Genomic DNA, 23562 nt, shown 5'->3' with positions numbered 1-23562 from the left:
CGCGCGAGGCGATCAACCGCCGCTTCCCGCGCTTCCATCATGCCAAGACTGCGGCCGACGCCACGGCCGAACCCGTCCGGCTGCGCGTGCGCGCTCCGGCCGCGACCCATCGCATGGACGCGCCGGACGCGGCCCTTGCCGCGCGCTTCGCTCCCATTCCCTCGGTTCTGGAGGACGAGATCGCCGAGGCCGCCGCCGCCGAGGCCGCGGACGACAACCCGGTGACCGAGGACGCCGCGCCCGGCGATCTGGCCGCCGTTCCCCTGCCGCGCGCGGCCGAGGCGGCGCGCGAGGAGGCCCTGTCGGACGGCGACGTCGCGGCGCTCGTGGTGCCGCTGCCGAGCGCGCGGCCCGCGATCGACGAGGCCGGCGAGGCGTCCGTGCCCGCCAACCCGCTCGTCGCGCGCCGCGCCGCGCCGCCCGAGCGCGACGCCGTGCCGGTTCTCGCCTATGCGCGGCCCGACGCCGGTGCGTTGAGCGCGCCCGACGTCGAGGCGGCGCCCGCCGCGCCGGTCCGTCCCGCGCCCCGCGCCGAGCGCGGCACCGCGATCTACGACATCTCGGCGGCGACCGTTTACCTGCCGAGCGGCGAGCGTCTCGAGGCGCATTCGGGCCTCGGCACCATGCGCGACAACGTGCGTTTCGTGCGGGAGAAGATGCGCGGGCCGACCCCGCCGCACACCTACGACCTGACGATGCGCGAGAGCCTGTTCCACGGCGTTCAGGCCCTGCGGCTGAACCCCGTGGGCGGCCAGCGCAACGTCTACAACCGCGTCGGGCTTCTCGCCCACACCTACATGCTCGGGCCTCGCGGCGACTCCAACGGCTGCGTCTCGTTCAAGGACTACAAGCGCTTCCTCGCCGCCTACCAGCGGGGCGAGATCCGCCGCCTCGTGGTGGTGGAGAAGCTGGACGCCGCCTCGCGGCCCAAGCCCTCGCTGCTCGCCCGCCTGTTCCGCTCGGCGGGCTGACGAGGCCGCGCGTTCGTCGAGGCGGGGAGCCAATCGGTGCGGGCGGCGTTGGGCGCATGAAGGTCGGCGATCCGCCGCCGGCCGCGCCTGGCCCCGCGAGACCCGTCCCATGTCGATCGAAAAGATGATCAGCCTCCACCCCGACGTCCGAGGCGACCGCGACGAGGCGCTGGCCAAGGCCGCGCGCCACGCCATGCTCTGCTCGCTGTTCTGCACCTCCTGCGCCGATGCGTGCCTTGCCGAGGCGATGGACATGCGCCAGTGCGTGCGCACCTGCCTCGACTGCGCCGACATCTGCGCGTCGGCCTCGCATCTGGCGGTGCGGCGCACCGGGCAGAACGTCGCGATCCTGCGCGCCCAGCTCGGACTCTGCATCCAGGCCTGCGAGACCTGCGCGCAGGAGTGCGGGAAGCACGACCACGAGCATTGCCGGCTCTGTGCCACCATGTGCCGCGAATGCGCCGAGGACTGCCGCCAGGCGCTGGCCACGATCCATTGAAGTTCCAGCCGGGCGGATCGTCTCCGCCCGGCCAGGTCCATGTCAGGCGACCTGCGGCAGCCCGTCGATCAGCTTCTCGGGCGTGATCGGGTAGGAGCGCACGCGCACGCCGGTCGCGTTGTAGACCGCGTTGGCGATGGCCGCGCCGACGCCGCACAGGCCGAGCTCGCCGCAGCCCTTGGCCTTCATCGGCGAGGAGGTCGGGTCGGGGTCGTCCAGGAACACGACCTCCTGGTGCGGGATGTCGGCATGGACCGCCACCTCGTAGGTCGCGAGGTCGTGGTTGACGAAGAAGCCGTGCCGCGTGTCGACGGCCAGCTCCTCGAAGAGCGCGCCGCCGACGCCCATCACCATGGCGCCGATCACCTGGGAGCGCGCGGTCTTGGGGTTGAGGATGCGCCCCGCGTCGCAGACCGCCAGCATCCGGCGCACCCGCACCTCGCCCGTGAAGCGGTCGACGCCGAGCTCCACGAAGTGGCCGGCGAAGGTCGACTGGGCATATTGCTTGTCGAGATCGCCGAACTCGATCTTGTCCTCGGCCACGATTTCGCCCTCGCGCGCGGCGTCGGCGAGCGGCACGCGCCGGTCGCCCGAGACGACCTGCCCGTCCTCGAAGCGGATGTCGGAGGGGTTCAGCCCGAGCTTGGCCGCCACCGCCTCGCGCAGCTTCACGCAGGCCGCATAGACGCCGGCCGTGGAGGAGTTGGCGCCCCATTGCCCGCCCGAGCCCGACGAGACGGGATGCGCGGAGTCGCCGAGCGAGACGGCCACGCGCTCGATCGGAACGCCCATCATCTCGGCGGCGGTCTGGGCGATGATCGTGAAGGAGCCGGTGCCGATGTCGGTCATGTCGGTCTCCACCGTCACGACGCCGTCGGTCCCCAGCCTCACACGCGCGCCCGACGTCATCACCGGGCTGTCGCGGTAGCCGACGCTCATGCCGTGGCCGACCAGCCAGCGCCCGTCGCTCATGGCGCCTGGCGTCCGGTTGCGGTCCGCCCAGCCGAAGCGCTCGGCGCCCTGCCGCAGGCATTCCACGAGCTGGCGCTGCGAGAAGCGGCGGCCCGGCTTCTCGGGGTCCTCCTGCGTGTCGTTGAGGATGCGGAACTCGACCGGGTCGAGCCCGAGCGTCTCGGCCATCTCGTCCATGGCGATCTCGAGCGCCATGAGGCCGGGCGCCTCGCCGGGCGCGCGCATGGCGTTGCCCTCCGGCAGGTCCAGCTCGGCGAGCCGCATCGCGGTCATCCGGTTGGCCCCGGCATAGAGGGCCTTGGTCTGGGCGACCGCCGTCTCGGGCTTGCCGCCGGGCAGGTTGCCGGACGTGCTGTCGTGGGCGATCGCCTGGATGCGGCCGTCCCTGTCGGCGCCGATGCGGATGCGCTGGATCGTGGCGGGCCGGTGCACGGTGTTGTTGGGGATGAGCGGGCGCTGGAGGGCCACCTTCACGGGACGCCCCGCCTCGCGCGCGCCGAGGGCCGCCAGCAGGGCGTCGGCGCGCAGGAAGAGCTTTCCGCCGAAGCCGCCGCCGATATAGGGCGAAACGAGACGAACGTTCTCCTTCGGGATCTTCAGCGTCTCGGCGAGGTCCGTGACGCCCCAGTCGATCATCTGGTTCGAGGTCCAGAGCGTGAGCTTTTCGCCGTCCCAGCGCGCCAGCGAGGCGTGCGGCTCCATCATGGAATGGGACTCGTCGGGCGTCGTGTAGCGCTGGTCGAGCTTGACCTCGGCCGAAGCGTAGCCGGCCTCGAAGTTGCCGTACTCGCCGACCGGCGGCGCCTCCGAGCCCTCGCCGCTGGAGCCCTCGACCGGCGGGGCGTCGGCGGCCAGCGCCTCTAGGTCGAACTTCCCGTCGGCCTTTTCATAGTCAATGCGCAGGAGATTGGCGGCGGCACGCGCCTCCTCGAAGGTGCGCGCCACCACCAGCGCCACGGCCTGATGATAGTGCTGGATCTCCGGGCCGCCGAGGAGCCTGGCGTAGTTGCGCTTGCCCTGCCCGAGCTCGCCCGCGTTCCGGTGCGTGACGATGGCCAGAACGCCGGGGGCGCGGCGGGTCTCGCCGTCGTCGATGCGCCTGATGCGTCCCTTGGCGATCGCGGCGCCCACCACGTAGCCGTAGGCGGTGTCGGGCGCGACCTCGTGGTGCTCGTAGGCGTAAGGGGCGGTGCCCGTCACCTTGAAGCGTCCGTCGATGCGGTCGAGCGGCTGGCCGACGACGCGCTCGGCGTCGATCGGGTTCGTGCCGGCGGGGGTGTCGAACTTCATCGGATCAGCTCCTCGCCTGGGACAGGACGCTGGCCAGCGCGCGCTCGGCCAGCGCGATCTTGAAGCGGTTTTCCTCGGTGGGACGGGCGTCCGCGAAGAGGATCGCGGCGGCGGCCTGCGAGCCCTCGCGCAGCGCCGCGTCGGCCTCCGGCATCGCCCAGGGACGCGGCGCGACGCCGCCCACCGCGATCTGACCCGAACCGTCCGGCTGGATCATGGCGGCGACCGAGACCAGCGCATAGGCGTAGGACGCGCGGTCGCGGACCTTCTGGTAGAAGTGCCGGCCGCCGACGGGCGGGGGCAGGGTGACGGCGGTGATGAGCTCGCCCCGCTCCAGGACGTTGTCGCGCGTCGGGTCGTCGCCCGGCAGTCGGTGGAAGTCGGCGAGCGGGATCGTCCTCGTCGCGCCGTCCGCCTTCACCGTCTCGACGGTCGCCCGCAGCGCGCGCATCGCCACCGCCATGTCGCCGGGATAGGTCGCGATGCACGCATCGCTGACGCCCACGATCCCGAGCTGGCGCGAGTAGCCGCCGATCGCCGAGCAGCCGGAGCCCGCCGCCCGCTTGTTGCAGGGCATGTTGGTGTCGTAGAAATAGGGGCAGCGCGTGCGCTGCAGGAGGTTACCGCCCGTGGTCGCGCGGTTGCGCAGCTGGCCCGACGCGCCCGCCACGATCGCGCGCGTCAGGACGGCATAGTCGCTGCGCACGCGCGGATGGGCGGCAAGATCCGTGTTGCGCACGAGCGCCCCGATCCGAAGGCCGCCGTCCGCCGTGTCCTCGATCGTGTCGAGCTTGAGCCCGTTGACGTCGACGAGATGGGTCGGCGTCTCGATCTCGAGCTTCATGAGGTCGAGGAGGTTGGTGCCGCCCGCGATGAACTTGGCGCCCGGACGGTTGGCGACCGCGGCGGCCGCTGCCGCCGGCGTCTCGGCCCGCTCATAGGTGAAGGACTTCATGCCGGCCTCCCGGCGACATCGCGCATCGCCTCGACGATGTTGGAATAGGCGCCGCAGCGGCAGATGTTGCCGCTCATGCGCTCGCGCATCTCGGTCTCGCTCGCCTCGGGCGGCGCCGCCACGTCGGCCTGGACATGGCTTGGGATGCCGGCCCCGATCTCGTCCAGCACCGCCACCGCCGAGACGATCTGGCCCGGCGTGCAGTAGCCGCACTGGTAGCCGTCGTGACGCACGAAGGCGGCCTGCATCGGATGCAGCGCGTCCGGCTTGCCGAGGCCCTCGATGGTCGTGATCTCGTCGTTCTGATGCATCACCGCGAGGCTGAGGCAGGAGTTCATGCGGCGGCCGCCCACGATCACCGTGCAGGCGCCGCACTGACCGTGGTCGCAGCCCTTCTTGGTGCCGGTGAGCTTGAGGTGCTCGCGCAGCGCGTCGAGCAGCGTGGTGCGGGCGTCGAGCTCCAGCTCGCGCCGCTCGCCGTTCACGGTGAAGCTGACGGGCAGGCGCACGGCGTCGGCCGGCGCGCCCTCGGCCGCATTCTGCGCGAGGGCGGCGGTCGCGGGCACGGCGGCAAGCGTCGCCGAGGCCGAGGCGGTGACCAGGAAGTCGCGCCGGTTCAGGTCGAGAAAGGGAGGATGGGCCATGGGCGCCGAGGTCCTTTCGAGCGGGTGTCGGATCGGGCAGCCCGTCGCGGACGGCCGGAGGGCGCCTCGGGAGGCGATCCGTCGTCGCCGCCGGGACCGAGCCCTTCAGGCCAGCCAAATGGAAGCGGTTGGAATCAGAACAATTCCAAGGGCCGAACTTTCCGGCGCCGGCCGCAGCACCTTCCCGTGAGGAAGGCGCGAAAGCCCGGCCGGCCGGGAGGCGCGGCCGGGTGATGCGGCAAAATGCCGGGGCGGGGAGGGCGGGAAGAACCGCGGCCTCGATGGACACGCAGCGCTTGCATCCGCCCGCCGGGCACAGCATGGGGGAGGCGGGGCGGGCGAGGACGCCCTAAGCTGCGGTCTTGACCGGCGAGGCGTTGGAGGAAGCGATGCGGGCATGGGGCTTGGGAGCGCTCGCAGCCATGGCGCTCGGCACGCAGCCGGCCTCGGCGGCGTTCGGCTTCCGCGCCGACGAACTCGACGGGCAGCTGAACCGCATCGCCGCCGAGCTGCGCCTTGCCAACCGCTTCGAGCGCCAGCGCTGCGAGACCGCTATCCAGTACTCGTGCTGGTACGAAGGGAAGGGCGTCACCCTCGTCGCGGTGGCCGACGCGCCCGGCGAGCCGGCCCGCGCCATCCGCGTCGTGTTCGTCTTCTCGGGCGACAATTCCGGCATCTTCTCGGCGATCACGACCTGGGGCTTCGTGATGGCGGCGGCCGACCCGAGCCTGTCCAAGGACGACCGGGGCGACATCTTCGCCAAGCTCATCCCCGCCGTCGAGAACGAGACCACCCAGACCGAGACGCGGGGGAACACGCGCTACTCGCTCACGGTGTCCAACATGGCGGGCATCTGGTTCAACGCCGAGGCGCTGCGCTGAAGAGGCTGCGGCGAGCCTCTAGCGGTTGCCGAGGATGCCGAGGCCTTCGGGCCACTCCCGGCCGTTCAGGTCGATGCGCAGGTCGAGGCCGTTCAGGAGCGCGTATTCGTTGGCCTCGCGCAGCGCTGCGGCAAGGTCGCTCTCGGCCGCCGGGAGTTCGCCGGTCGCCTCGCCCTCCATCGTGCCGACCAGCGACGCCCGGCCTCGCACGCTGGATCCTTCGCCCTGGAGCGTGACGAGGACGAAGGGCTTGGTTTCCTCGCCGGTGCGCAGGAAGAAGAGGTCGTCGCTGGCCATGGGAAGCTCCGTGTCGCGGGATGTCTTGCGCCAAGATGGGGGCCGGGCACCCCTTCGGCGAGGCCCGCCGGGCCGTGTCCGCTCAACACGCTATCGCGAGCCCGCCCCGGCCCGGCGCGGTATCCTCCGCTGACCGCTGGCTGGCGTGGAGCGCGCGGAACGCCTCGAAGGGCATCGGCTTGCCGAAGAGGTAGCCCTGGCCCTCCGCGAGGCGCCCGGCGAGATAGCGGGCCTGCTCGGCGGTCTCGATGCCCTCGGCGATGACCTCCAGTCCGCAGCCCTCGGCCATGCGCACCACGGCGTCGACGATGCCCTGATCCTTCCGGTCGGTCTCGATGTCGCGCACGAAGGAGCGGTCGATCTTGAGGCGCGTGATGTCGAGCTGCTTGAGCATGGTCAGGGAGGCGAAGCCGGTTCCGAAGTCGTCGAAGGCGATGCCGACGCCCATGGCGCGCAGGCGCGACAGGTGGCTGGCGACCGTGCGCTCGTTGCGCAGGACGATGTTCTCGGTGATCTCCAGCTCCAGCGCCCCGGCCGGCAGGCCGGTGGCCTCGAGCGCCGCCTCGACCCGCTCCACGAAGTCCGGCAGGCGCAGCTGCGCGGCGAAGAGGTTCACGCCGATGCGGAAATCGCGGTCGCCCTCCCCGCGCAGTCGCACGGCGGCCGCGCAGGCGGTCCGCAGGATCCAGTCGCCCACCGGCACCGCCAGATGGCCCGCTTCCAGGACCGACAGGAAGGCGGCCGGCGCGAGAACGCCCATATACGGGAAGTTCCAGCGGATCAGCGCCTCGGCGCCCACGATCCGGCCGTCGGCGAGGCGGACCTGCGGCTGGTAGTAGAGCTCGAAATGCCGTTCGTCCCAGGCGGTCTCGAGATCGTCGGCGACCCCGCGCCGTTCCGCCGAGGCCCGCCGCAGCTCGGGCGTGAAGAGGCGCACCCGCGCGCGCCCGTTCGCCTTGGCGTCGTAGAGCGCGAGATCGGCGCAGGTGAGAAGGTCGGCCACGCCGGCGGGATGGGCCGGCGAGGCCATAACGCCGACGCTGGCCGAGATGTGGGCGGCGTGATGCCCGACCGTGATCGGCGCCTCGATCGCCTCGATGATCGCGCGCCCGACGGCGCAGGCCCGCAGCGGGTCGGCGTCGCCCTCGATCAGGAGCGCGAACTCGTCGCCGCCCAGCCGGGCGAGAAGACGGTCCGGCCCCACGAGCTCGCGCATCCGGGCGGCGACGATGCGCAGGACCTCGTCGCCGCCCGCATGGCCGACCGCGTCGTTGACGCCCTTGAAGCCGTCGAGGTCGAGGACGAGAAGCGAGAAGGAGGCGCCGCCCGCGCGGCTGGCGGCGGCGAGCTCGCCCAGCGCGTCGTGGAAGCGGGTGCGGTTGGCAAGGCCCGTGAGCGGATCGCAGAAGGCGAGGGCCCGGATGCGCGCCTCGCTGCGCAGCCGCTCGCTCTGGTCGCGGAAGGCGACCACGGTCTGCGGCCGACCCGCCAGCCGCACGTCGCTGCGAAGCACGCGGACCGGGACCGGCGCGCCCGAGGCGCTGGCGAGGGCCGCGTCGGCCTCCTCGCGCTCCGGCAGGGACGCAAGGTCGACCCCGGGCAGCAGATCCTGGAGCGTCATGGCCGCCAGCTTTTCGCGCGGGTAGCCCGAAAGGCGCGAAAGGCTGTCGTTGGCCCCCACGATCCGCTCGCCCTCGCAGATCGCCAGACCCTCCAGCGCGAGGTTGGCGAGCTCGCCCAGGCGCTGGCGCTCCGTGCGCAGCTTGCGCCGCGCGCTGAGCGTCAGGCGCAGCCCCGTCATCGCCACGAGGACGAGGCCGAAGGAAACCGCCGCGACCACCGGCGCGAGATGCTCGGGCGCGACCGCCCAGGCGGGCAGGGCGACGCGCGGGTCGAACTCGAGGCGCAGCGCCGCCATGCCGCCGAGATGCAGCACCCCGATCGCCAGAACGAGCAGCGGCGCGCCGGTGAGGTTGATCGCGCGCCGCCGCTCCACCGAGGCAAGGGTCGCCAGGCCGAACAGGGGCAGGCTGAGAAGGATCGTGGTCGCGACGAGCCCATGATCCCAGACCACATGCCCGCGCACCACGTAGGCCGCCTGGCCGACATAGTGCAGAACCGTGACGCCGAGGCCGATCACCACCCCGCCCGCAAAGCGCCGCCAGCGCTCGCGCCGCCCGAGCGTCAGGACGAGGCCGAGACCGATGCCGGCGATCGCGAGGACGAGGGAGAGAACCGTGGTGAAGGGCTCGAAGCCGGACTGCATGCCCGGCCGGAAGGCCAGCAGCGCCACCATGTGGGTCGCCCAGGCCGTGCTGCCGGCGGTCACCAGCGAGAGCACCGCCCATTTGCGCCTCGCCTGCCCCTCGCAGCGCCCGGCATGGCGTGCGACCGAGAAGGAGCCGTAGACCCCGAGCGTGCACACGGCGGCCGCCAGGGCCAGCAGCGCCGGGTCGTTGAGAACACCGAGGCAGTTGAGAATCACGTTCATCGGGGGTCCCTTCCGCCTCGCTTGATAGAAGGGGGTGCGTTAACGCCTTGAGATACGGGACTGCGGCAAATCGCTGTATCGGCTGAAATCGCGACTTCAACGGCAAGGCGAAATATTGGGCCGGCTGACAATCAGCCGACCAAGGATGCCTGGCGTTACTGCGCCTGCGCCGAAGGGCGCCGAGACGCGCCGGTTAACGTCGACGCCGGGAAGGAGCCGGCGGGTCGCCTCCGGCCGGACCGGGCGTCGGGCCTCCCGCCTCGCCCCTTGCCTTCCATGCGCCGCCCCGGCTTAAAAGGGACCCGGCGCGGCCGGCGCCGACGGGATCCAGGGGGACACCAGACCATGCACGCCACCTTGTTCCGCTCGGCTCTGGTTCTCGGCCTCCTGTCGGCGATCGGACCCTTCTCGATCGACATGTACCTGCCGGCCATGCCGCAGATCGGCGCCTCGCTGGGGGCTTCCGAGACCGCCGTGCAGCTGACGATCACGCTCTATCTCCTGGCCTTCGGCGTCAGCCAGTTCCTGTGGGGTCCGCTTGCCGACGCCTTCGGGCGCAAGCCGCCGCTGGTGGCGGGCATCCTCCTCTTCATCGCCGGCAGCATCGGCTGCGCCTTTGCGCCCGACCTCGACTGGCTGCTGGCAGGCCGCTTCGTCCAGGGCATCGGCGCGGCCTCGGTGGGCGTCGTGCCACGCGCGGTGGCGCGCGACCGCTTCACGGGCGTCGAGGCGACGAAGCTTCTGGCCATGATGATGCTGGTGATCGCGGTCTCGCCGATGCTGGCGCCGCTCGCGGGCTCCGTCGCGCTCCTGTCGGGCAGCTGGCGGGTGATCTTCGCGCTGCTGGTCGCGGTCGGCATCATGAGCCTTCTCGTCACGCTTCTCGCGCTGCCCGAGACGCTGGACCGGCGCGACCGCGTGCCGGTGAACCTGCGCTCCATGGCGTCGGGCTGCCGCGTGCTCGTCGCCGACCCGGTCTTCATGAGCCTCAGCTTCGTGAGCGCCTTCGGCTTTGCCAGCTTCTTCGTCTTCATCGCGGCGGCGGCCTTCGTCTACACCGGCTATTTCGGCCTTTCGCAGACGGGCTTCTCGCTGGCCTTCGCGGTGAACGCGCTCGGCTTCTTCGCGGCCAGCCAGCTCTCGGCCGCCGCCACGCAGCGCTTCGGCGTCATGGCCATGGTGCGCTGGCCGCTCGTCGCCTTCGCGGGCGTGTCGATCCTGCTTCTCGCGCTGGTCGCGGCTGGCTTCGGCACGCTGCCGGTGATCATGGGGCTTCTGTTTTGCGCCAATGCCGCGCTTGGCCTCGTGATGCCGGTCGCCTTCGTGATGGCGATCGAGGAGCATGGCGAGGTCGCGGGCCTCGCCTCCTCGCTCGCCGGCACGATCCAGATGGTGACGGGCAGCCTCGTGGTCACGCTGATGGCGCCCTTCTTCGACAACACGCCGCTGCCCATGGTGGCGGCGATCGCGCTGTGCGGCACGCTGGCCGCCGCGATCGGGCTTCTCGCCTTCCGCCGCGTTCCCGCGGCCGCCGGCGCCCCGCGCGAGGAGCCGGCCTGACCCGAGGTCAGGCGGCGGGCTGGAAGCGGTCCACCGCCGCGATCACGCCGCGCAGCTCGGCCAGGCCCTTGAGGCGGCCGATCAGCGAGTAGCCGGGATTGGTCTGCTTCTCGATGTCGTCGGCCAGTAGGTGCCCGTGGTCGGGCCGCATCGGGATCTCGGCGCCCGCCAATCCTTCGCGCTCGCGCCGCCGCTCCTCCGCGCGCAGCGTCGCGATCACCGACACCATGTCGACGTCGCCGCCGAGGTGTTCGCTCTCGTCGAAGGACCGGTCGTCCTCCACCGCGACGTTGCGCAGGTGCGTGAAGTGGATGCGCGGGGCGAACTCGGCGGCCATGGCGACGACGTCGTTGTCGCGGCGCGAGCCGAGCGATCCCGTGCAGAAGGTGAGGCCGTTACTGCTCGACGGGGTGGCGGCGAGCACGGCGCGAAGGTCGTCGGCGGTGGAGACGACGCGCGGCAGGCCGAACAGCGAGAAGGGCGGGTCGTCGGGATGGATGCCGAGCCGCACGCCCACCTCTTCCGCGACCGGCGCCACCTCGCGCAGGAACGCGGCCAGGTTCTCGCGCATGCCCCCGGTGCCGACGTCGTCGAACTCGGCGATGCGGCGCTGTATTCCGGCGCGGTCGTAGCTGTCCTCGCCGCCCGGCAGGCCGGCGATGATGTTGCGCTCGAGCGTCGCGATCTCGCTCTCGCTCATGCCCCAGAGCCGCTCGCGCGCCCGCTGGAGCGTCGCCTCGTCGTAGCTCTCCTCCGCGTTCGGGCGCCGCAGCACGAACGCGTCGTAGGCCGCGAACTCGGCCATGTCGAAGCGCAGGGCGTAGCCGGTGGTCGGCAGCTTGTGCAGGAGGTCGGTGCGCGTCCAGTCCACCACGGGCATGAAGTTGTAGCAGACGGTGGGAACGCCCCCGCGCCCGAGCTGGCGAAGGCTCTCGATCCAGTTGTCGAGATACCGCCGCCAGGGCCCCGAGCGCAGCTTGATCGAGGTGTGGACGGGGATCGACTCGCAGACCGACCAGGTCAGCCCGGCGCGCTCGATCAAGGCGCGCCGCTCGGCGACGTCGTCCGCGGTCCAGGCGCGGCCGTCGTAGATGTGGTGCAGCGCCGTGACGATGCCGGACGCCCCGGCCTGCCGGACATGGTCGAGCGTCACGGGATCCTCGGGGCCGAACCAGCGCCAGCTCTGCAGCATCTCACGTGTTCCTTGGGTTGATGGTGTTCAGCGCACGCCGATGCCGGCCAGAAGCCCGCCGTCGATGCGGTGGTCGGAGCCGGTGATGAAGCCGGCGCGCTCGGAGGCGAGAAAGGCGACCAGCGCCGCGATCTCCTCGGGCTCGCCGATGCGCCCGATCGGATGGGCCTCGCCGAAGCGGCGGAACACGGCCTCGACGTCGGTGTCCGGCCCGTCGAAGGTGCGGGCGGCGAGCTCCAGGATGGGCGTGCGCACCGAGCCGGGGCTGACCGACACGACGCGGATGCGGTCGGGAGCAAAATCGAGCGCCATGGCGCGCGTCAGCGCATGGATCGCGCCCTTGGAGGCGACATAGGCCGCGACATTCGGCTGGCAGGCCGCTCCTTGCACGCTGGACAGGTTGACGATCGCGCCGCCGCCGCGCCGGCGCATCAGCGGCACGCCGGCCTGCGCGGTCAGGTGGATCGAACCGACATTGACCGCCAGGCACCGCATGAAGGTCTCGTGGTCGGTCGAGACGGCATCACCGTAGGGATGGACGGCGGCCGAGTTGACGATCACGTCGAGCCCGCCGGAGCGCGCCTCGAGTTCCGCAAAGGCGGCTTCCACCTCGGCCGGCGATGAGACGTCCGCGTGGCGCACGTGCAGCGTCGGATCGGCCTCGGCCAGCGCGGCGTTGCCGGCCTCGTCGATGCCGAGGCATGTGACCTCGGCGCCCTCGCGCGACAGGTGGAGCGCGCTCGCGCGGGCGATGCCGGTCGTGCCGGTGACGAGGGCGACCTTGCCCGTGAACTCGCCCATGCTCCTGCGTCCCCCTCGTGCGCCCGTCAGCCTCCTACCATCAGCTTGACCACCTCGTCATGGGTGGTGTCGCTGATGCGGCGCTCGCCGGCCATGACGCCGCGCCGCATGACGACGATGCGGTCCGACACGGCGAAGATGTCCTGCAGGTTGTGCGAGATGAAGATCACGCCGCGCCCCTGGGCCTTCAGCTGGTGGATCAGCGAGATGACCTTGCGCTGCTCGGGAACGCCGAGCGCGGCGGTCGGCTCGTCCATGATCAGGAGCCGCGCGTTCCAGTAGACCGCGCGCCCGATCGCCACCGCCTGGCGCTGGCCGCCCGAGAAGTTCGAGACCGGCGCGTCCATGCGCGAGACGTGGAAGTCGAGAAGCGCCATGGTCTCGCGCGCGGCCTCCGCCATCTTGCGGCGGTCCAGCACCGGCAGGAAGCCGAAGCGGCGGCGCATCGGCTCGCGGCCGAGGAAGATGTTGGCGCCGATCGACAGGTTATCGGCGAGCGCCAGGTCCTGGTAGATCGTCTCGATGCCGCTGGCGCGCGCCTCCTGGGGCGTCGCGAAGGAGACGGGCTTGCCTTCCAGGCGGATTTCGCCCGAGGTCGGGCGGAAGACGCCGGAGATCGACTTGATGAAGGTGGTCTTGCCGGCCCCGTTGTCGCCCGCCAGCGCCACGACCTCGCCCGGATGGATCTTGAGCGAGAAGTCGTTCAGCGCGCGGATCGCGCCGAAATGCTTGGACAGGTTGGTGACCTCGAGGATCGGCACGCCGGCTGCGGTCTGGGGACGGCTCGGCGCCGCCACTGTCGCTGCGTTACTCATCGACGCGTCCTCCGCTGAACCGGCGCTGCGCCTGGTCGATCAGAACCGAGATGATGATGACGACGCCCACCGAGATGAACTGCCAGAAGGGCTCGACGTTGACGAAGACGAGGCCGTACTGGATCACCGCGATGACCAGCGCGCCAGCCACCGTGCCGAGAATCGTGCCCGAGCCGCCGAAGAGGCTGGCGCCGCCGATCACCACCGCCGCGACCGAGTCGAGGAGCAGCGGCTCGCCGGCCTGGGCTGCGCCCGCGTTGAAGCGAGCGGAGTAGAGCACGCCCGCCAGACCCGCGCAGGCCGCCGACAGGATGTAGAGGCGCAGCAAGTGCCACTTGATGTCGATGCCCGAGCGGCGCGCCGCCTGGACGTTGGCGCCGATCGCGTAGTTGTGCTGCCCGAAGCGCGTCTGGCTGAGGAGGTAGTGCATCACGACGACGAAGAACGCCGTGACGATCACGAGGATCGGAACGTTCAGGAGGCGCCCGTTGCCGATCTGGGCAAAGAAGCTGTTGCTCACCGGAACCGTGGTGCCGCCGGCCAGCAGGAAGGCGACGCCCCGCGCCACGCCGAACATGCCGAGCGTGCCGATGAAGGGGGGAACGCGCAGGCGCGACACGAGAAGCCCGTTGATCGTGCCGGGAATGGTGGCGACCAGCACCGCGACCAGTGCGCCGAACAGAACGCCGAGCGGCAGGCCGAGCGCGGGCGTCGCCCAGTTGATGGCGTGCGCGGCCACCACCGCCGCCAGGCCCATGATGAAGCCCATCGACAGGTCGATGCCGCCCGAGATGATCACGAAGGTCTGGCCGGTCGCGAGCAGGAGCGGGGCCACCGCGAAGATCAGGATGGACTGGATGTTGAACGAGTTCAGGATGAACGTCCCGCCGAACTCGGAGCGCGCCCAGACCTCGAAGCCGAGGACGAGCGCGGCAAGGAACAGCCAGGCGCGAAGGTCCGCGATCCGCTGGAGCCAGGTCTTGGTGCGGTCGGCGTGGTCGGCCTCGGGCCGTCCGTTGGTCGGGACGGCGGCCGCGGCCTGCGTCCCGCTCGGGCTGATGGTCATGAGAATACCCGCGCAGCCCGACGGCCGCGTCCCGTGGATCGAGGGGAGGAACGTGGGTGAGCCGGCTTCCGGCGCTCAGGCGGGAAGCCGGGCGACCGCGCGCTAGTCCGAGTAGACGTACTTGGCGACGTCGGGGTTTGTGACGTTGCCCTTGTCGATCACAGTGAAGCCGGTGCCGATCGAGACCGGGATCGACTGGCCCGTAAGGTGGGCGTAGGCCGACACGACGCCGTAGTAGCCGATCTCGGCCGGGTGCTGGGCGATCGCGGCGTCCACGAGGCCGGACTGGATGTTGTCGACGATCGAGCCGGGCGCGTCGAAGGCGATGACCTTGACCTTGCCGGTCTGGCCCGCCTGCTGGACGCCGTTGCCCGCGCCGATCGCCGAGAAGAGATTGGCGCCGAACACGCCCTTGAGGTCGGAGTTGCGGGCGTAGACCGCCTGGAGCTGGCTCGCCGCGCGGTTGGCGTCGTTCTCGTTGAACTGCGTGTCGAGGACGGTGATGGCGGGGAAGTTCTCGCGCATCTCGTCCTTGAAGCCCTGCTCGCGCTGGTCGGTGGTCGAGATGCCGGGCTTGACGTTGGAGACGTAGACCTTGCCGCCGCCCTCGCCGATGGCCTTGGCAAGCGCCCGCGCGGCCATGCGACCGCCGAGCACGTTGTCGGAGGCGATGTAGGCGAGCGGGAAGTCGGCGTCGCCCGCGCCCGTCTGGTACTGGCCGGTGCCGATGAACGTGTCCACCGTGATCACCGCGATGCCGGCGTCCTTGGCTTTGCGCAGCGGCTCGACGAGCTGGGTCTTGTCGGTGGGGGCGATCAGGATCGCGTCGGGCTTGCGGGCGATCGTGGCGTCGAGGACGGGCACCTGCACGACCGGGTTGAACTCCGGCGCGCCCTGGAAGACGAGGTCGACGCCCAGCGCGTCGGCGGCGGCCTGCGCGCCCTTGCGCATGGTGATGTAGAAGGCATCCGTGGTCAGGCCCGGGATCAGCGCCACCGTGTAGCGCTTCTTGTCCTGCGCGTGGCCGGGGGCCACGGCGGTGGTCAGGCCGATCGCGCTTCCCAGCGCGAGCATGGCCACGGTCTTCAGAATCGAACGGCGCAGCATCAGCTTCTCCTCCCAGAGACGGGCGGCCCCGGCACGCGCTCCCACACGTGTCTGCCCGAAGCGGATCCCCACCGGGATTCGTTCTCGCCCAACGCTTGCATGCTCGTCCGGCCGCAACGTGCGCGTCAAGAGAAAAATGTTGCTGGAATTCCTTCCAGGAACGATTTCTCCGCGTGGTGGCTCCTCAGGCGAGGTCGAGAAGCGCCTCGGCGGTGTGCGTGTCGGTCGCGAGCGCCGAGATCAGCCCGGCGCGCGCGGCCGCGCGGATGGCGGCGGCCTTGGCCTCGCCGCTCGCCACCCCGATCACCAAGGGCGTTCGGGCGAGCTGCTCGCGCGACATCGCGATCATGCGCCGCTCGCCCTCCCAGGCGACCGGCGCGCCTCCGGCGTCGAAATAGTGGCGGATGACATCGCCCGCAGCCTCCGCGAGCGCCCGCTCGTCGGGCGTCGAGGCGCCGGCATAGGGCGAGCCCGGCAGGCGCGGCAGGCCGATGCCGACCAAGGCGGCGTCGGCCCTCTCCCAAAGCGCTACCCCTTCCGCGATCGCGGGATCGGCCAGAAAGGCGTCGCGCGACTCCGCCGAGGGCAGGTAGGGCGCGTGGACGAAATGCGGGTTGCCGCCGGTGGAGCGGGCGGCGAGGCGCACGAACTCGTTCACCTGGAAATGCGGGGCGTGCTGTTGCATGCCGCCGGTCGCCGGCACGGTGAGGATGCCCGCCATCTCCGGCAGGCCCGCCTCGACCACCGCCTGCACGGCGCGGCCCCAGCCGACCGCGAGCACCGAGCCCGCCCGCAGGTTCGCCCCGCGCAGGAGCTCGCCGACCGGCGCGGCCAGCGCCTCGGCGCCGCCCGCCGGCGGCGTCTCGGTGACCGCCGCCGCCTTCAGCCCGAGCCGCTCGCACAGGTCGCGCGCCAGATCCTCCGGGGCGGCGAGGTCGCGCACCTCGATGCGCACGATGCCCTCCGCCCGCGCCCGCTGCAGGAGGCGCGAGATCGTCGCCGCCGACAGGCCGAGCCGCTTGGCGATGTCCACCTGTGCCAACTCGCTCTCGTAGTGCAGCTTGGCGACCGTGTGGAGCAGCGTTCGGGAGGCTTTGGGTTCGACGGGAGGCAGCTTGCAATTCCTTTCTGAAACACGTTACACATACGTCTAGCAGGTAATCGCCCAGAGCGCGACTGTTAAGGCAGATGGAGCGTCATGGGCGCTTCCTGGCCGGCGGGAGGACCATCCATGACGCGAATGACCACGGCCGAGCGGCGGGGCTACCACCAGATCTGCGGACCCGAGGGGGCGATGATGGTGATCGCCTGCGACCAGCGCGGCGGCATGCGCACGCTGCTCGCCAGCGACCCGACCGAGCAGACCGCGATCGGCAACGACACGCTCGGGCGAACCAAGGCCGACATCACGCGCTATCTCGCCTCGCAAGCCGGCTGCGTCCTGGTGGACCCGATCTGCGCCGTGCCGCAGCTCGTCGACGATGCCGTCCTGCCGCGCGACACCGCGCTCCTGATCGGGCTCGACGCATCCGGCTGGGACACCTCGCCCGAGGGCTACCGCCTGTCCAAGCTCGTCGAGGGCGTCGACGCGCGGCGCGTGCGCGAGCTCGGCGGCACGGGCGGCAAGATCATGGTCTACCTGCGCTCCGACACGCCGGCCGCCAACGAGCACAACCTCGCCATCCTGCGCGACGTCATCGCCGACTTCGCCAGCGAGGACCTCCTGCTCGTGGTCGAGTTCCTGACCTATGCGCTCGAGGGCGAGGCGCCCGACACCTACAAAGCGAAGATCCCCGAGCTGATCCAGGGCGGCTCGCGCATTTGCCTGGAGCTCGGCTCCAAGGTCCTCAAGATCCCCTATCCCGGCTCCGACGAGAGCTGCGCGGCGGTCACGCGGCTTTGCGGCGACGTGCCCTGGGCGGTGCTCTCGGCGGGCGTCGACCACGCGACCTTCCTCGGCCAGGTGGAGAGCGCGATGCGCAACGGCGCGTCGGGCGTGATCGCGGGGCGCTCGCTCTGGAAGGACTGCATCTCGCTCGACCGCGCCGAGACGCGGCGTCGGCTCGAGACGGTGGCGGTGCCGCGCCTGCGCGAGATCCAGGCCGTGATCCGCCGCCACCGCGCCGACACCGCCAAGGTCGCCTGACGTCCCATGGCGCGGGAGCGCGCGATCGGCATCGACATCGGCGGCACGCATCTGCGCGCCGCGCGCGTCTCGCCCGATGGCGCGATCGAGGCGCGGGCGCGGGGCATGAGCGACCGCGACCCCGCCGTGGTGATCCAGCGCATCGCGTACCTGATCGAGGCGGTCGACCAGACCGGCGTCGCGCGCATCGGCATCGGCGTGCCGGGGCGCGTCGACTTCGAGCACGGCCGCGTCCTGTCCGGCGGCTACGTGGATCTATCCGGCACGGACCTTCGCGGGCTGCTCGAGGCGCGCTTCCATCGCCCGGTCGTGGTCGACAACGACTGCTCCATGGCGCTTGTTGCCGAAAGCGCGGTGGGCGCGGCGCGCGGCCGACGCTCGGCCGTGATGCTGACGATCGGCACCGGCATCGGCGGCGCGGTGATGGACGAGGGCCGCATCGTGCGCGGCCGGGGCGCGGCGGGCCAGCTCGGCCACATCGGCGTCGATCCCGCCGGGCGGCTGTGCCTGTGCGGACGACGCGGCTGCGTCGAGACGGTGTCCTCCGGCACGGCGCTCGGCGTCCATATCCGCGAGGCGGGCCTGCCGCCCGAGACCACCGCGGCCGAGCTTCTGGCGCGGCGCGCCGAGGGCGACGTGGTGGCGCGCGAGGTGCTGGCGCGCTGGGCGGGCCCGTTGCGCCTTGCGATCGACAGCCTCGTCGCGGTGCACGACCCCGAGGTGGTCGTGCTCGGCGGCGGGCTCGGCGGGGCGGCCGTGGCGGCGTTGGAGGGGATCGAGGCGCCCGCCTCCTGGTACCGGAGCCCCGTCGTCGCGGCGCAGCTCGGCGACGACGCGGGCGTGATCGGCGCGGCGCTGATCGCCCCGCCGGGTACCCCCCACGAGGCGGGTCCCAAGCGCGTCGTGCTCGTGAACGGCGTGCCGGCCAGCGGCAAGAGCACGGTGGCCGGCGCGATCTCGCGCGCCACCGGCTGGCCGCTCCTGTCGCTCGACACGGTGAAGACGCCCTTCCTGGACGAGATCGAGGGCGTCGACCGCCCCTTCAACCGCCGGCTCGGCCGCGCCACCCTGCGCGCCCTGTTCGAGCTCGTGCGCGAGGCGCCGGCGGGCACGGGCGTCGTGATGGACGCCTGGTTCGGCTTCCAGCCGCCGGAGTTCACCGCCGAGCTTCTCGCGCTGTCCGGCGCGGGCGAGTTCGCTGAGGTCTGGTGCGCGGCCCCGCCCGAAGTGATCGGCGAGCGCTATCTCGCGCGCGTCGGCCACCGCTCGGCGGCCCATCCCGGCGTGGACTACGTGCCCGAGCTCGTCGCGCTCGCCCGAAGGGCCGGACCGCTCCGCTTCGGCCCGGTCGCGGAGGTGGACACGCGCGTGCCGGTCGATGCCGACGCGCTTCTGCGCCGGATCGCGGGCGGCTGGCGGAACGTCAATCACAGGGAGGAGGCGCTAGGCCCATGACGGATTTCAACGGACGCACGATCCTGGTGACCGGGGCGAGCGGGGGTATCGGCGGGGCGACCGTGCGCCAGCTGGTGGCGGCCAAGGCCGACGTCGTCGCCAGCGGTCGCAATCGCGAGGCGCTGGACAAGCTCAGTGCCGAGACCGGCTGCCGGACGCTGCCCTTCGACCTCACGTCCGAGGACGAGGTGCGCGGCGCGCTGGAGAGCTTCGACCTCTGGGGCGTGGTGAACTGCGGCGGCTTCGGCGGCGAGATCGCGACCCCGATGGACACCGACATCGCGGTCTTCGACAAGGTGATCTCGATCAACGCGCGCGGCGCGCTGCTCGTCACCAAGTACGCCTCGCAGTCGATGATCCGGCTGGGCAAGGGTGGCGCCATCGTCAACGTGTCGAGCCAGGCCGCGCTGGTCGCGCTGTCGGGCCACATCTCCTACGGCTCGTCCAAGGCCGCGCTCGACAACATCACGCGCGTCTCGGCGCTGGAGCTCGGCCGCCACGGCATCCGCGTCAACAGCGTCAACCCGACCGTGGTGATGACCGAGATGTCGGCCTTCTACTGGGGCCGCCCGGAGATCGAGGAGCCCTTCCTCAGGACCATGCCGCTCGGGCGCTGGGCGTCGGAGGACGAGATCGCCGCGCCGATCGTCTTCCTTCTGTCGGACGGCGCCTCGATGATCTCGGGCGTGTCGCTTCCGATCGACGGCGGCTTCACCGCCGTCTGAACTCGAACCGGCGCGGGCGTCCTTCGAACGCCCGTGCCGGTTCCGTCCGCTCAGGACGGATGGGCCTCGACCTCGGCTTCGGCTTCCTTGGTCTCGCCGATCAGCTTGTCGCGCACGCGCGCGACCTCGGCCTCGTCCACCTCGATCGGCCGGCTCGAGTCGTCGGGCAGTCCGCCCGCCGTCTGGCCGATCGAGGCGTTGCGGGGCCGGTCGTTCAGTCCGTCGGTGATCTTCTCGCTCATGTCCGCCTCCGTTGCATCAGAGGGCAACGCACGGAACGGCGTTTGGGTGCCGGCGAAGCGGATCAAGGCGCGTGAACGCCGACTGAACGCCGCCTTCAGGGCCGGTTCCGGCGGCGGGGTGGAGAAAGGGTGCGTTCAACCCCGAGCCGCATGGCTCCCGCCGGAGACGCTCCCATGGTCCGCATGCCTCTCGCCGCCGCCCTGATCGCCCTGGCCGGTTTGGCCTCGATCGCGCCGGCTTCCGCCAACGACGTGCGCATCGACCAGTACGGCTGGGGCAACTCGGCCGGCGGCGCGCAGAACGGCTACCGCAACCGCATCCGCGTCCAGCAGGAGGGCCGGGGCAACCGCATGGTCGGCCAGCAGCGCGGCGACCGAAACCTCTCGGCGGTCGGCCAGCAGGGCGCCGACAACTACGGCGCGACCTACCAGACCGGCAACCGCAACGTGGCGGGCATCGGCCAGTTCGGCTCCAACCACACGACGATCCTCACCCAGGACGGCAACGGCAACATCGCGGCCGGCGTCCAGGTCGGGCGCGGCTGCACGGCCGACGTCGCGCAAGGGGGCAGCGGCAACGTCGCGGCCTTCGTCCAGGCCTGCGACTGATCCCCGACCCGATCCGGTTTGAAGGAGCGATGCCATGCCCAGGATCCTGCCGTCCCTCGCCTTCGCCGCGCTGGCTCTCGGGGTCGCCTCGCCCGCCGTGCTCGCGGCCGGCGCCAAGACCGGGGACGCCGCTCCGGCGAGCTGCGAGCTGCGCCTCGTCACCCGCGGCGGCGCCCTGACGCTGACGGCGCTCGCCCGGGCCGGCGAGGACACGGCGGGCCGCTACGAGCTGCGCGTCACGGGTCCCGGCACCTCGATCCGGCAGGGCGGACCCTTCCGGATCGGGCCCGACGGGACGGCGACGCTCGGGACCGTCGGCCTGAACGCGGGTGGCGAGGGCTTCGACGCCCGGCTCGACGTCGATCTCGGCGGCCGCACCCAGTCCTGCACGAAGCGGATCCCGGGCGGGATCTGATCGGCGCTTCCAACGCCGGGCCCGAACGGGCCCGGCCCATCGGCACGACGCCAAAGCCCGTCAGGGCATTAAAGGTCCGCTTCCATGATCTCGCAGCTATCGCTCCGCGCCCCGGGCGCCGCGCTTCTCGCGCTTCTTGTCGCCGGGTCGGCGCTGCCCGGTCCCGCCCGGGCCGGCGGGCAGGTCTCCTGGACCTTTGCGCCCTCGAACCGCGAGGCGGCGGGCCTCCTGGATGCGGGACTGCGCATCTACGCCCTCTCCAACGACCTTCGCGACGGCTCGATCCGCCAGCGCGGGCGCGGCAACAGCGCGGGTCTCTCGCAGCGCGGACGCGGCAATCTCGGCCTTGTCGAGCAGCGCGGCGACGGGCACGCGGCCACGCTCGATCAGCGCGGCGACCGCAACGCCTACGGGCTCTTCCAGTTCGGGCGCGGTGCCGAGGACCACGTCGTCCAGACCGGCGGCGAAAGCGGCGCGACGGTCAGCTACGGCTGGTGAAGGCGGCGGCCAACGCATCGAAGACGGCGCGGCAGCGGGCCACCTCGCGCAGGTTCTCGTGCATCGCGATCCACAGGGGCAGGGCGGGTGCGAAGGCGTCGGGCAGGACCCGGACGAGGCCGGGATCCCGCATCGCGAGCGCGACCTGGCAGACGCCGATGCCGAAGCCGGCGCGGATCGCGGCGAGCTGCGCGACGTGGCTGTCGGTGCGGAGCGCGAAGCTCTCGCGCCGCAGGCCCGGCAGGAGGTCCAGCATCGCCTGCACGCCCGGCGCCTCGTTGTCCGGCCCGATCAGGTCGTGGCCGGCGAGATCGGCAAGGGTCGCGGGCGTCCCGCGCCGCTCGAGATAGTCGCGCCGGGCATGAAGACCCAGCTCCACGCTGCCGAGCCGGCGAGCCAGCAGCGATTTCTGCTCCGGATCCACCATGCGCAGCGCGATGTCGGCCCGGCGCTGGAGGAGGTCGTCGAGCGCGTTGGTGGGCACGAGCTCGATGCCGAGATCGGGATGGCGCCGCCGGAGTTCCGCCAGAACCGGCGGCAGCCGCTCCAGCGCCATGACCTCGCTGGCGGTGACGCGCACCGTGCCCGCGACCGCGCCGGGCTCCGCCGAGGCGGTGCGCCGAAGCGCGGCGGCGGTGGTCAGCATCTCGCGCGCATAGGGCGCGAGCGCGAGCGCCCGGTCGGTCGGCGACAGGCCGCGCTGCGAGCGCACGAAGAGCGCCCCGCCGACCGCCCGCTCCAGCATCTCGACATGGCGCGAGACGCTCGGCTGCGTGAGGCCGAGCCGCCGAGCGGCGCCCGAAAGCGACCCCTCGTCGAGAACGGCGGCGAAGCTGCGGTAAAGGTCCCAGCTCGGTTCGGAGTTCATCGATTTTTCTATAGCTGATCGCCGGATATCGTCAATTTCGGTGAGCGGCGATCCCGCCCATGTTGCAGCCTCACGATCAGGAGGAGGCAGCGATGGAACGGACGGCTCTGGTGCTGGGCGCGAGCGGCGGGATCGGCGGCGCGGTCGCGCGGCGGCTTCTCGCCTCGGGATGGACGGTGCGGGCGCTGGCGCGCGAGGGCAGCATGGCGCGCCTGCCGGCCGGCGTCGCGCCGGTCGCGGGCGACGCGATGGATGCCCGCGCCGTCCTGCAGGCGGCGCGCGGGGCGGCGCTCGTCGTCCATGCGGTGAACCCGCCGGGCTACCGCGACTGGGACCGCCTCGTCCTGCCGATGCTGGACAACACGGTCGCGGCGGCGCGCGCGAACGGGGCGCGCATCCTTCTGCCTGGCACGGTCTACAACTACGGCCCCGACGCCTTTCCGCTGATCGGCGAGGACGCGCCGCAGAACCCCGCCACGCGCAAGGGCCGCATCCGCGCCGAGATGGAGCGGCGGCTGCGCGAGGCGGCGCAGACCGGCGAGACGCAGGTCCTCGTCGTGCGCGCGGGCGACTTCTTCGGGCCCCAGGCCGGCAACAGCTGGTTCGCGCAGGGGCTCGTGCCGCCGGGCCGGCGCCCGCGCGCGATCCGCAACCCCGCCGCGCGCGGCGTCGGCCACCAGTGGGCTTATCTGCCCGACGTCGCAGAAACCATGGTGCGCCTTGTCGAGAGGGGGGAACTCGGCGGCTTCGAGCGCTTCCACATGGAGGGGCACTGGGACGCGGACGGCACGCGGATGACGGGGGCGATCGTCGAGGCGCTCGGGTCCCCGGCCGTTCCGGTCCGCCCGCTGCCCTGGTGGGCCTTGCGCCTCGCCGCGCCCTTCAACGAAACCGTGCGCGAGCTCCTGGAGATGCGCTACCTCTGGCGCCGGCCGGTGCGCATGACCAACGCGCGCCTCGTGGCGCGGCTCGGCGAGGAGCCTCGCACGCCGCTGGCGGAGGCGGTGCGCGCGACGCTGGCCGCCAACCGCTGTCTCGCCTGACGCGGGGCCCGTGCCCTCAA

24 protein-coding genes are annotated in these 23562 nt (G+C 71.8%); 11 read left to right on the top strand and 13 right to left on the bottom strand.

Translation table 11 applies throughout. From position 1 onward, the window contains the following. Positions 1-971, top strand: a 971-nt coding sequence (locus tag AUL35_RS21680) for a DUF2778 domain-containing protein (protein WP_156418013.1), incomplete at its 5' end; no start/stop codon positions are given. A 109-nt stretch (positions 972-1080) separates the two neighbouring features. After that, positions 1081-1470, top strand: a complete 390-nt coding sequence (locus tag AUL35_RS14905) for a four-helix bundle copper-binding protein (RefSeq protein WP_062016123.1) — start codon at positions 1081-1083, stop codon at positions 1468-1470. Between the two features lie 42 nt (positions 1471-1512). Here AUL35_RS14905 and paoC read toward each other — a convergent pair whose 3' ends face one another. The 3 genes from paoC to paoA are packed head-to-tail and all read right to left on the bottom strand — an operon-like array spanning position 1513 to position 5331. Beyond that, positions 1513-3732: an aldehyde oxidoreductase molybdenum-binding subunit PaoC gene (gene paoC, locus AUL35_RS14900; RefSeq protein WP_062016122.1), complete on the bottom strand. Its 2220-nt coding sequence runs from the start codon at positions 3730-3732 to the stop codon at positions 1513-1515. Between the two features lie 4 nt (positions 3733-3736). Beyond that, positions 3737-4687, bottom strand: a complete 951-nt coding sequence (locus AUL35_RS14895; protein ID WP_062016120.1) for a xanthine dehydrogenase family protein subunit M — start codon at positions 4685-4687, stop codon at positions 3737-3739. Then, complete coding sequence (paoA, locus tag AUL35_RS14890; protein ID WP_082666350.1) at positions 4684-5331, bottom strand: aldehyde dehydrogenase iron-sulfur subunit PaoA; 648 nt, start codon at positions 5329-5331, stop codon at positions 4684-4686. The genes AUL35_RS14895 and paoA overlap by 4 nt, the downstream gene beginning before the upstream one ends. A gap of 389 nt (positions 5332-5720) precedes the next feature. Between paoA and AUL35_RS14885 the strand changes: the two genes are divergently transcribed. Then, positions 5721-6212 (top strand): hypothetical protein, encoded by a 492-nt coding sequence (locus tag AUL35_RS14885; RefSeq protein WP_156418012.1) that lies wholly within the window; start codon positions 5721-5723, stop codon positions 6210-6212. 18 nt (positions 6213-6230) lie between these two features. Here AUL35_RS14885 and AUL35_RS14880 read toward each other — a convergent pair whose 3' ends face one another. Together AUL35_RS14880 and AUL35_RS14875 are read right to left on the bottom strand one after the other, a co-directional pair. Then, positions 6231-6509, bottom strand: coding sequence for a hypothetical protein (locus AUL35_RS14880; protein ID WP_062016116.1), 279 nt, complete (start codon positions 6507-6509; stop codon positions 6231-6233). Positions 6510-6591: 82 nt separating this feature from the next. Further along, positions 6592-9000, bottom strand: coding sequence for an EAL domain-containing protein (locus AUL35_RS14875; protein ID WP_062016114.1), 2409 nt, complete (start codon positions 8998-9000; stop codon positions 6592-6594). A gap of 345 nt (positions 9001-9345) precedes the next feature. Between AUL35_RS14875 and AUL35_RS14870 the strand changes: the two genes are divergently transcribed. Next, complete coding sequence (locus AUL35_RS14870; RefSeq protein ID WP_062016112.1) at positions 9346-10560, top strand: multidrug effflux MFS transporter; 1215 nt, start codon at positions 9346-9348, stop codon at positions 10558-10560. Positions 10561-10567: 7 nt separating this feature from the next. On the opposite strand, the gene uxuA is transcribed toward AUL35_RS14870, so the two are convergent. The 6 genes from uxuA to AUL35_RS14840 all read right to left on the bottom strand — a co-directional run bounded on the left by uxuA (position 10568) and on the right by AUL35_RS14840 (position 16622). Beyond that, the gene (gene uxuA, locus AUL35_RS14865; RefSeq protein ID WP_062016110.1) at positions 10568-11752 is read right to left on the bottom strand and encodes a mannonate dehydratase; all 1185 of its coding nucleotides are present in this window, start codon (positions 11750-11752) and stop codon (positions 10568-10570) included. A 27-nt stretch (positions 11753-11779) separates the two neighbouring features. Beyond that, on the bottom strand, positions 11780-12553 hold the full coding sequence (locus tag AUL35_RS14860) for an SDR family NAD(P)-dependent oxidoreductase (RefSeq protein WP_062016109.1): 774 nt from the start codon (positions 12551-12553) through the stop codon (positions 11780-11782). Between the two features lie 26 nt (positions 12554-12579). Then, the gene (locus tag AUL35_RS14855; RefSeq protein WP_062016107.1) at positions 12580-13368 is read right to left on the bottom strand and encodes an ATP-binding cassette domain-containing protein; all 789 of its coding nucleotides are present in this window, start codon (positions 13366-13368) and stop codon (positions 12580-12582) included. Next, positions 13361-14434, bottom strand: coding sequence for a ribose ABC transporter (locus tag AUL35_RS14850; protein WP_062016105.1), 1074 nt, complete (start codon positions 14432-14434; stop codon positions 13361-13363). Before AUL35_RS14850 ends, AUL35_RS14855 begins: the two co-directional genes overlap by 8 nt. Positions 14435-14536: 102 nt before the next feature. Continuing rightward, positions 14537-15541 carry an ABC transporter substrate-binding protein gene (locus AUL35_RS14845; protein WP_062016103.1) on the bottom strand — a complete coding sequence of 335 codons (1005 nt, stop codon included), beginning with the start codon at positions 15539-15541 and terminating at the stop codon, positions 14537-14539. 184 nt (positions 15542-15725) lie between these two features. Further along, positions 15726-16622 carry a sugar-binding transcriptional regulator gene (locus AUL35_RS14840; RefSeq protein ID WP_062016102.1) on the bottom strand — a complete coding sequence of 299 codons (897 nt, stop codon included), beginning with the start codon at positions 16620-16622 and terminating at the stop codon, positions 15726-15728. 150 nt (positions 16623-16772) lie between these two features. Here AUL35_RS14840 and AUL35_RS14835 point away from each other — a divergent pair, with 150 nt between their 5' ends. From AUL35_RS14835 to AUL35_RS14825, 3 genes are read left to right on the top strand one after another with little or no spacing between them, the layout of a single operon-like run. After that, positions 16773-17687 (top strand): tagatose-bisphosphate aldolase, encoded by a 915-nt coding sequence (locus AUL35_RS14835; protein WP_062016100.1) that lies wholly within the window; start codon positions 16773-16775, stop codon positions 17685-17687. 6 nt (positions 17688-17693) lie between these two features. Next, entirely contained in the window at positions 17694-19142 is a 1449-nt protein-coding gene (locus AUL35_RS14830) for an ROK family protein (RefSeq protein WP_062016098.1), read from the top strand. Continuing rightward, positions 19139-19867, top strand: a complete 729-nt coding sequence (locus AUL35_RS14825; RefSeq protein WP_062016096.1) for an SDR family oxidoreductase — start codon at positions 19139-19141, stop codon at positions 19865-19867. Before AUL35_RS14830 ends, AUL35_RS14825 begins: the two co-directional genes overlap by 4 nt. A 50-nt stretch (positions 19868-19917) precedes the next feature. Here the strand turns inward: AUL35_RS14825 and AUL35_RS14820 are convergent, their stop codons facing one another. Beyond that, complete coding sequence (locus tag AUL35_RS14820) at positions 19918-20109, bottom strand: hypothetical protein (protein WP_062016094.1); 192 nt, start codon at positions 20107-20109, stop codon at positions 19918-19920. Positions 20110-20283: 174 nt separating this feature from the next. On the opposite strand from AUL35_RS14820, the gene AUL35_RS14815 reads away from it, so the two are divergent. The 3 genes from AUL35_RS14815 to AUL35_RS14805 all read left to right on the top strand — a co-directional run bounded on the left by AUL35_RS14815 (position 20284) and on the right by AUL35_RS14805 (position 21631). After that, on the top strand, positions 20284-20718 hold the full coding sequence (locus AUL35_RS14815) for a curlin (RefSeq protein WP_062016092.1): 435 nt from the start codon (positions 20284-20286) through the stop codon (positions 20716-20718). Between the two features lie 34 nt (positions 20719-20752). After that, the gene (gene csgH, locus AUL35_RS14810) at positions 20753-21133 is read left to right on the top strand and encodes a curli-like amyloid fiber formation chaperone CsgH (RefSeq protein WP_062016090.1); all 381 of its coding nucleotides are present in this window, start codon (positions 20753-20755) and stop codon (positions 21131-21133) included. Between the two features lie 84 nt (positions 21134-21217). Continuing rightward, the gene (locus AUL35_RS14805; RefSeq protein ID WP_062016088.1) at positions 21218-21631 is read left to right on the top strand and encodes a curlin; all 414 of its coding nucleotides are present in this window, start codon (positions 21218-21220) and stop codon (positions 21629-21631) included. On the opposite strand, the gene AUL35_RS14800 is transcribed toward AUL35_RS14805, so the two are convergent. Beyond that, positions 21615-22499 carry a LysR family transcriptional regulator gene (locus AUL35_RS14800; RefSeq protein WP_062016086.1) on the bottom strand — a complete coding sequence of 295 codons (885 nt, stop codon included), beginning with the start codon at positions 22497-22499 and terminating at the stop codon, positions 21615-21617. The genes AUL35_RS14805 and AUL35_RS14800 overlap by 17 nt on opposite strands. Positions 22500-22591: 92 nt before the next feature. Here AUL35_RS14800 and AUL35_RS14795 point away from each other — a divergent pair, with 92 nt between their 5' ends. Further along, positions 22592-23542: an NAD-dependent epimerase/dehydratase family protein gene (locus tag AUL35_RS14795; RefSeq protein WP_062016084.1), complete on the top strand. Its 951-nt coding sequence runs from the start codon at positions 22592-22594 to the stop codon at positions 23540-23542. The last annotated feature ends 20 nt before the right edge of the window (positions 23543-23562 follow it).

This window comes from Aureimonas sp. AU4 (assembly GCF_001463765.1).
GTDB lineage: Bacteria > Pseudomonadota > Alphaproteobacteria > Rhizobiales > Rhizobiaceae > Aureimonas.
Note: the sequence above shows the minus strand (reverse complement) of the source record. Positions and strands in the feature narration are given on the sequence as shown.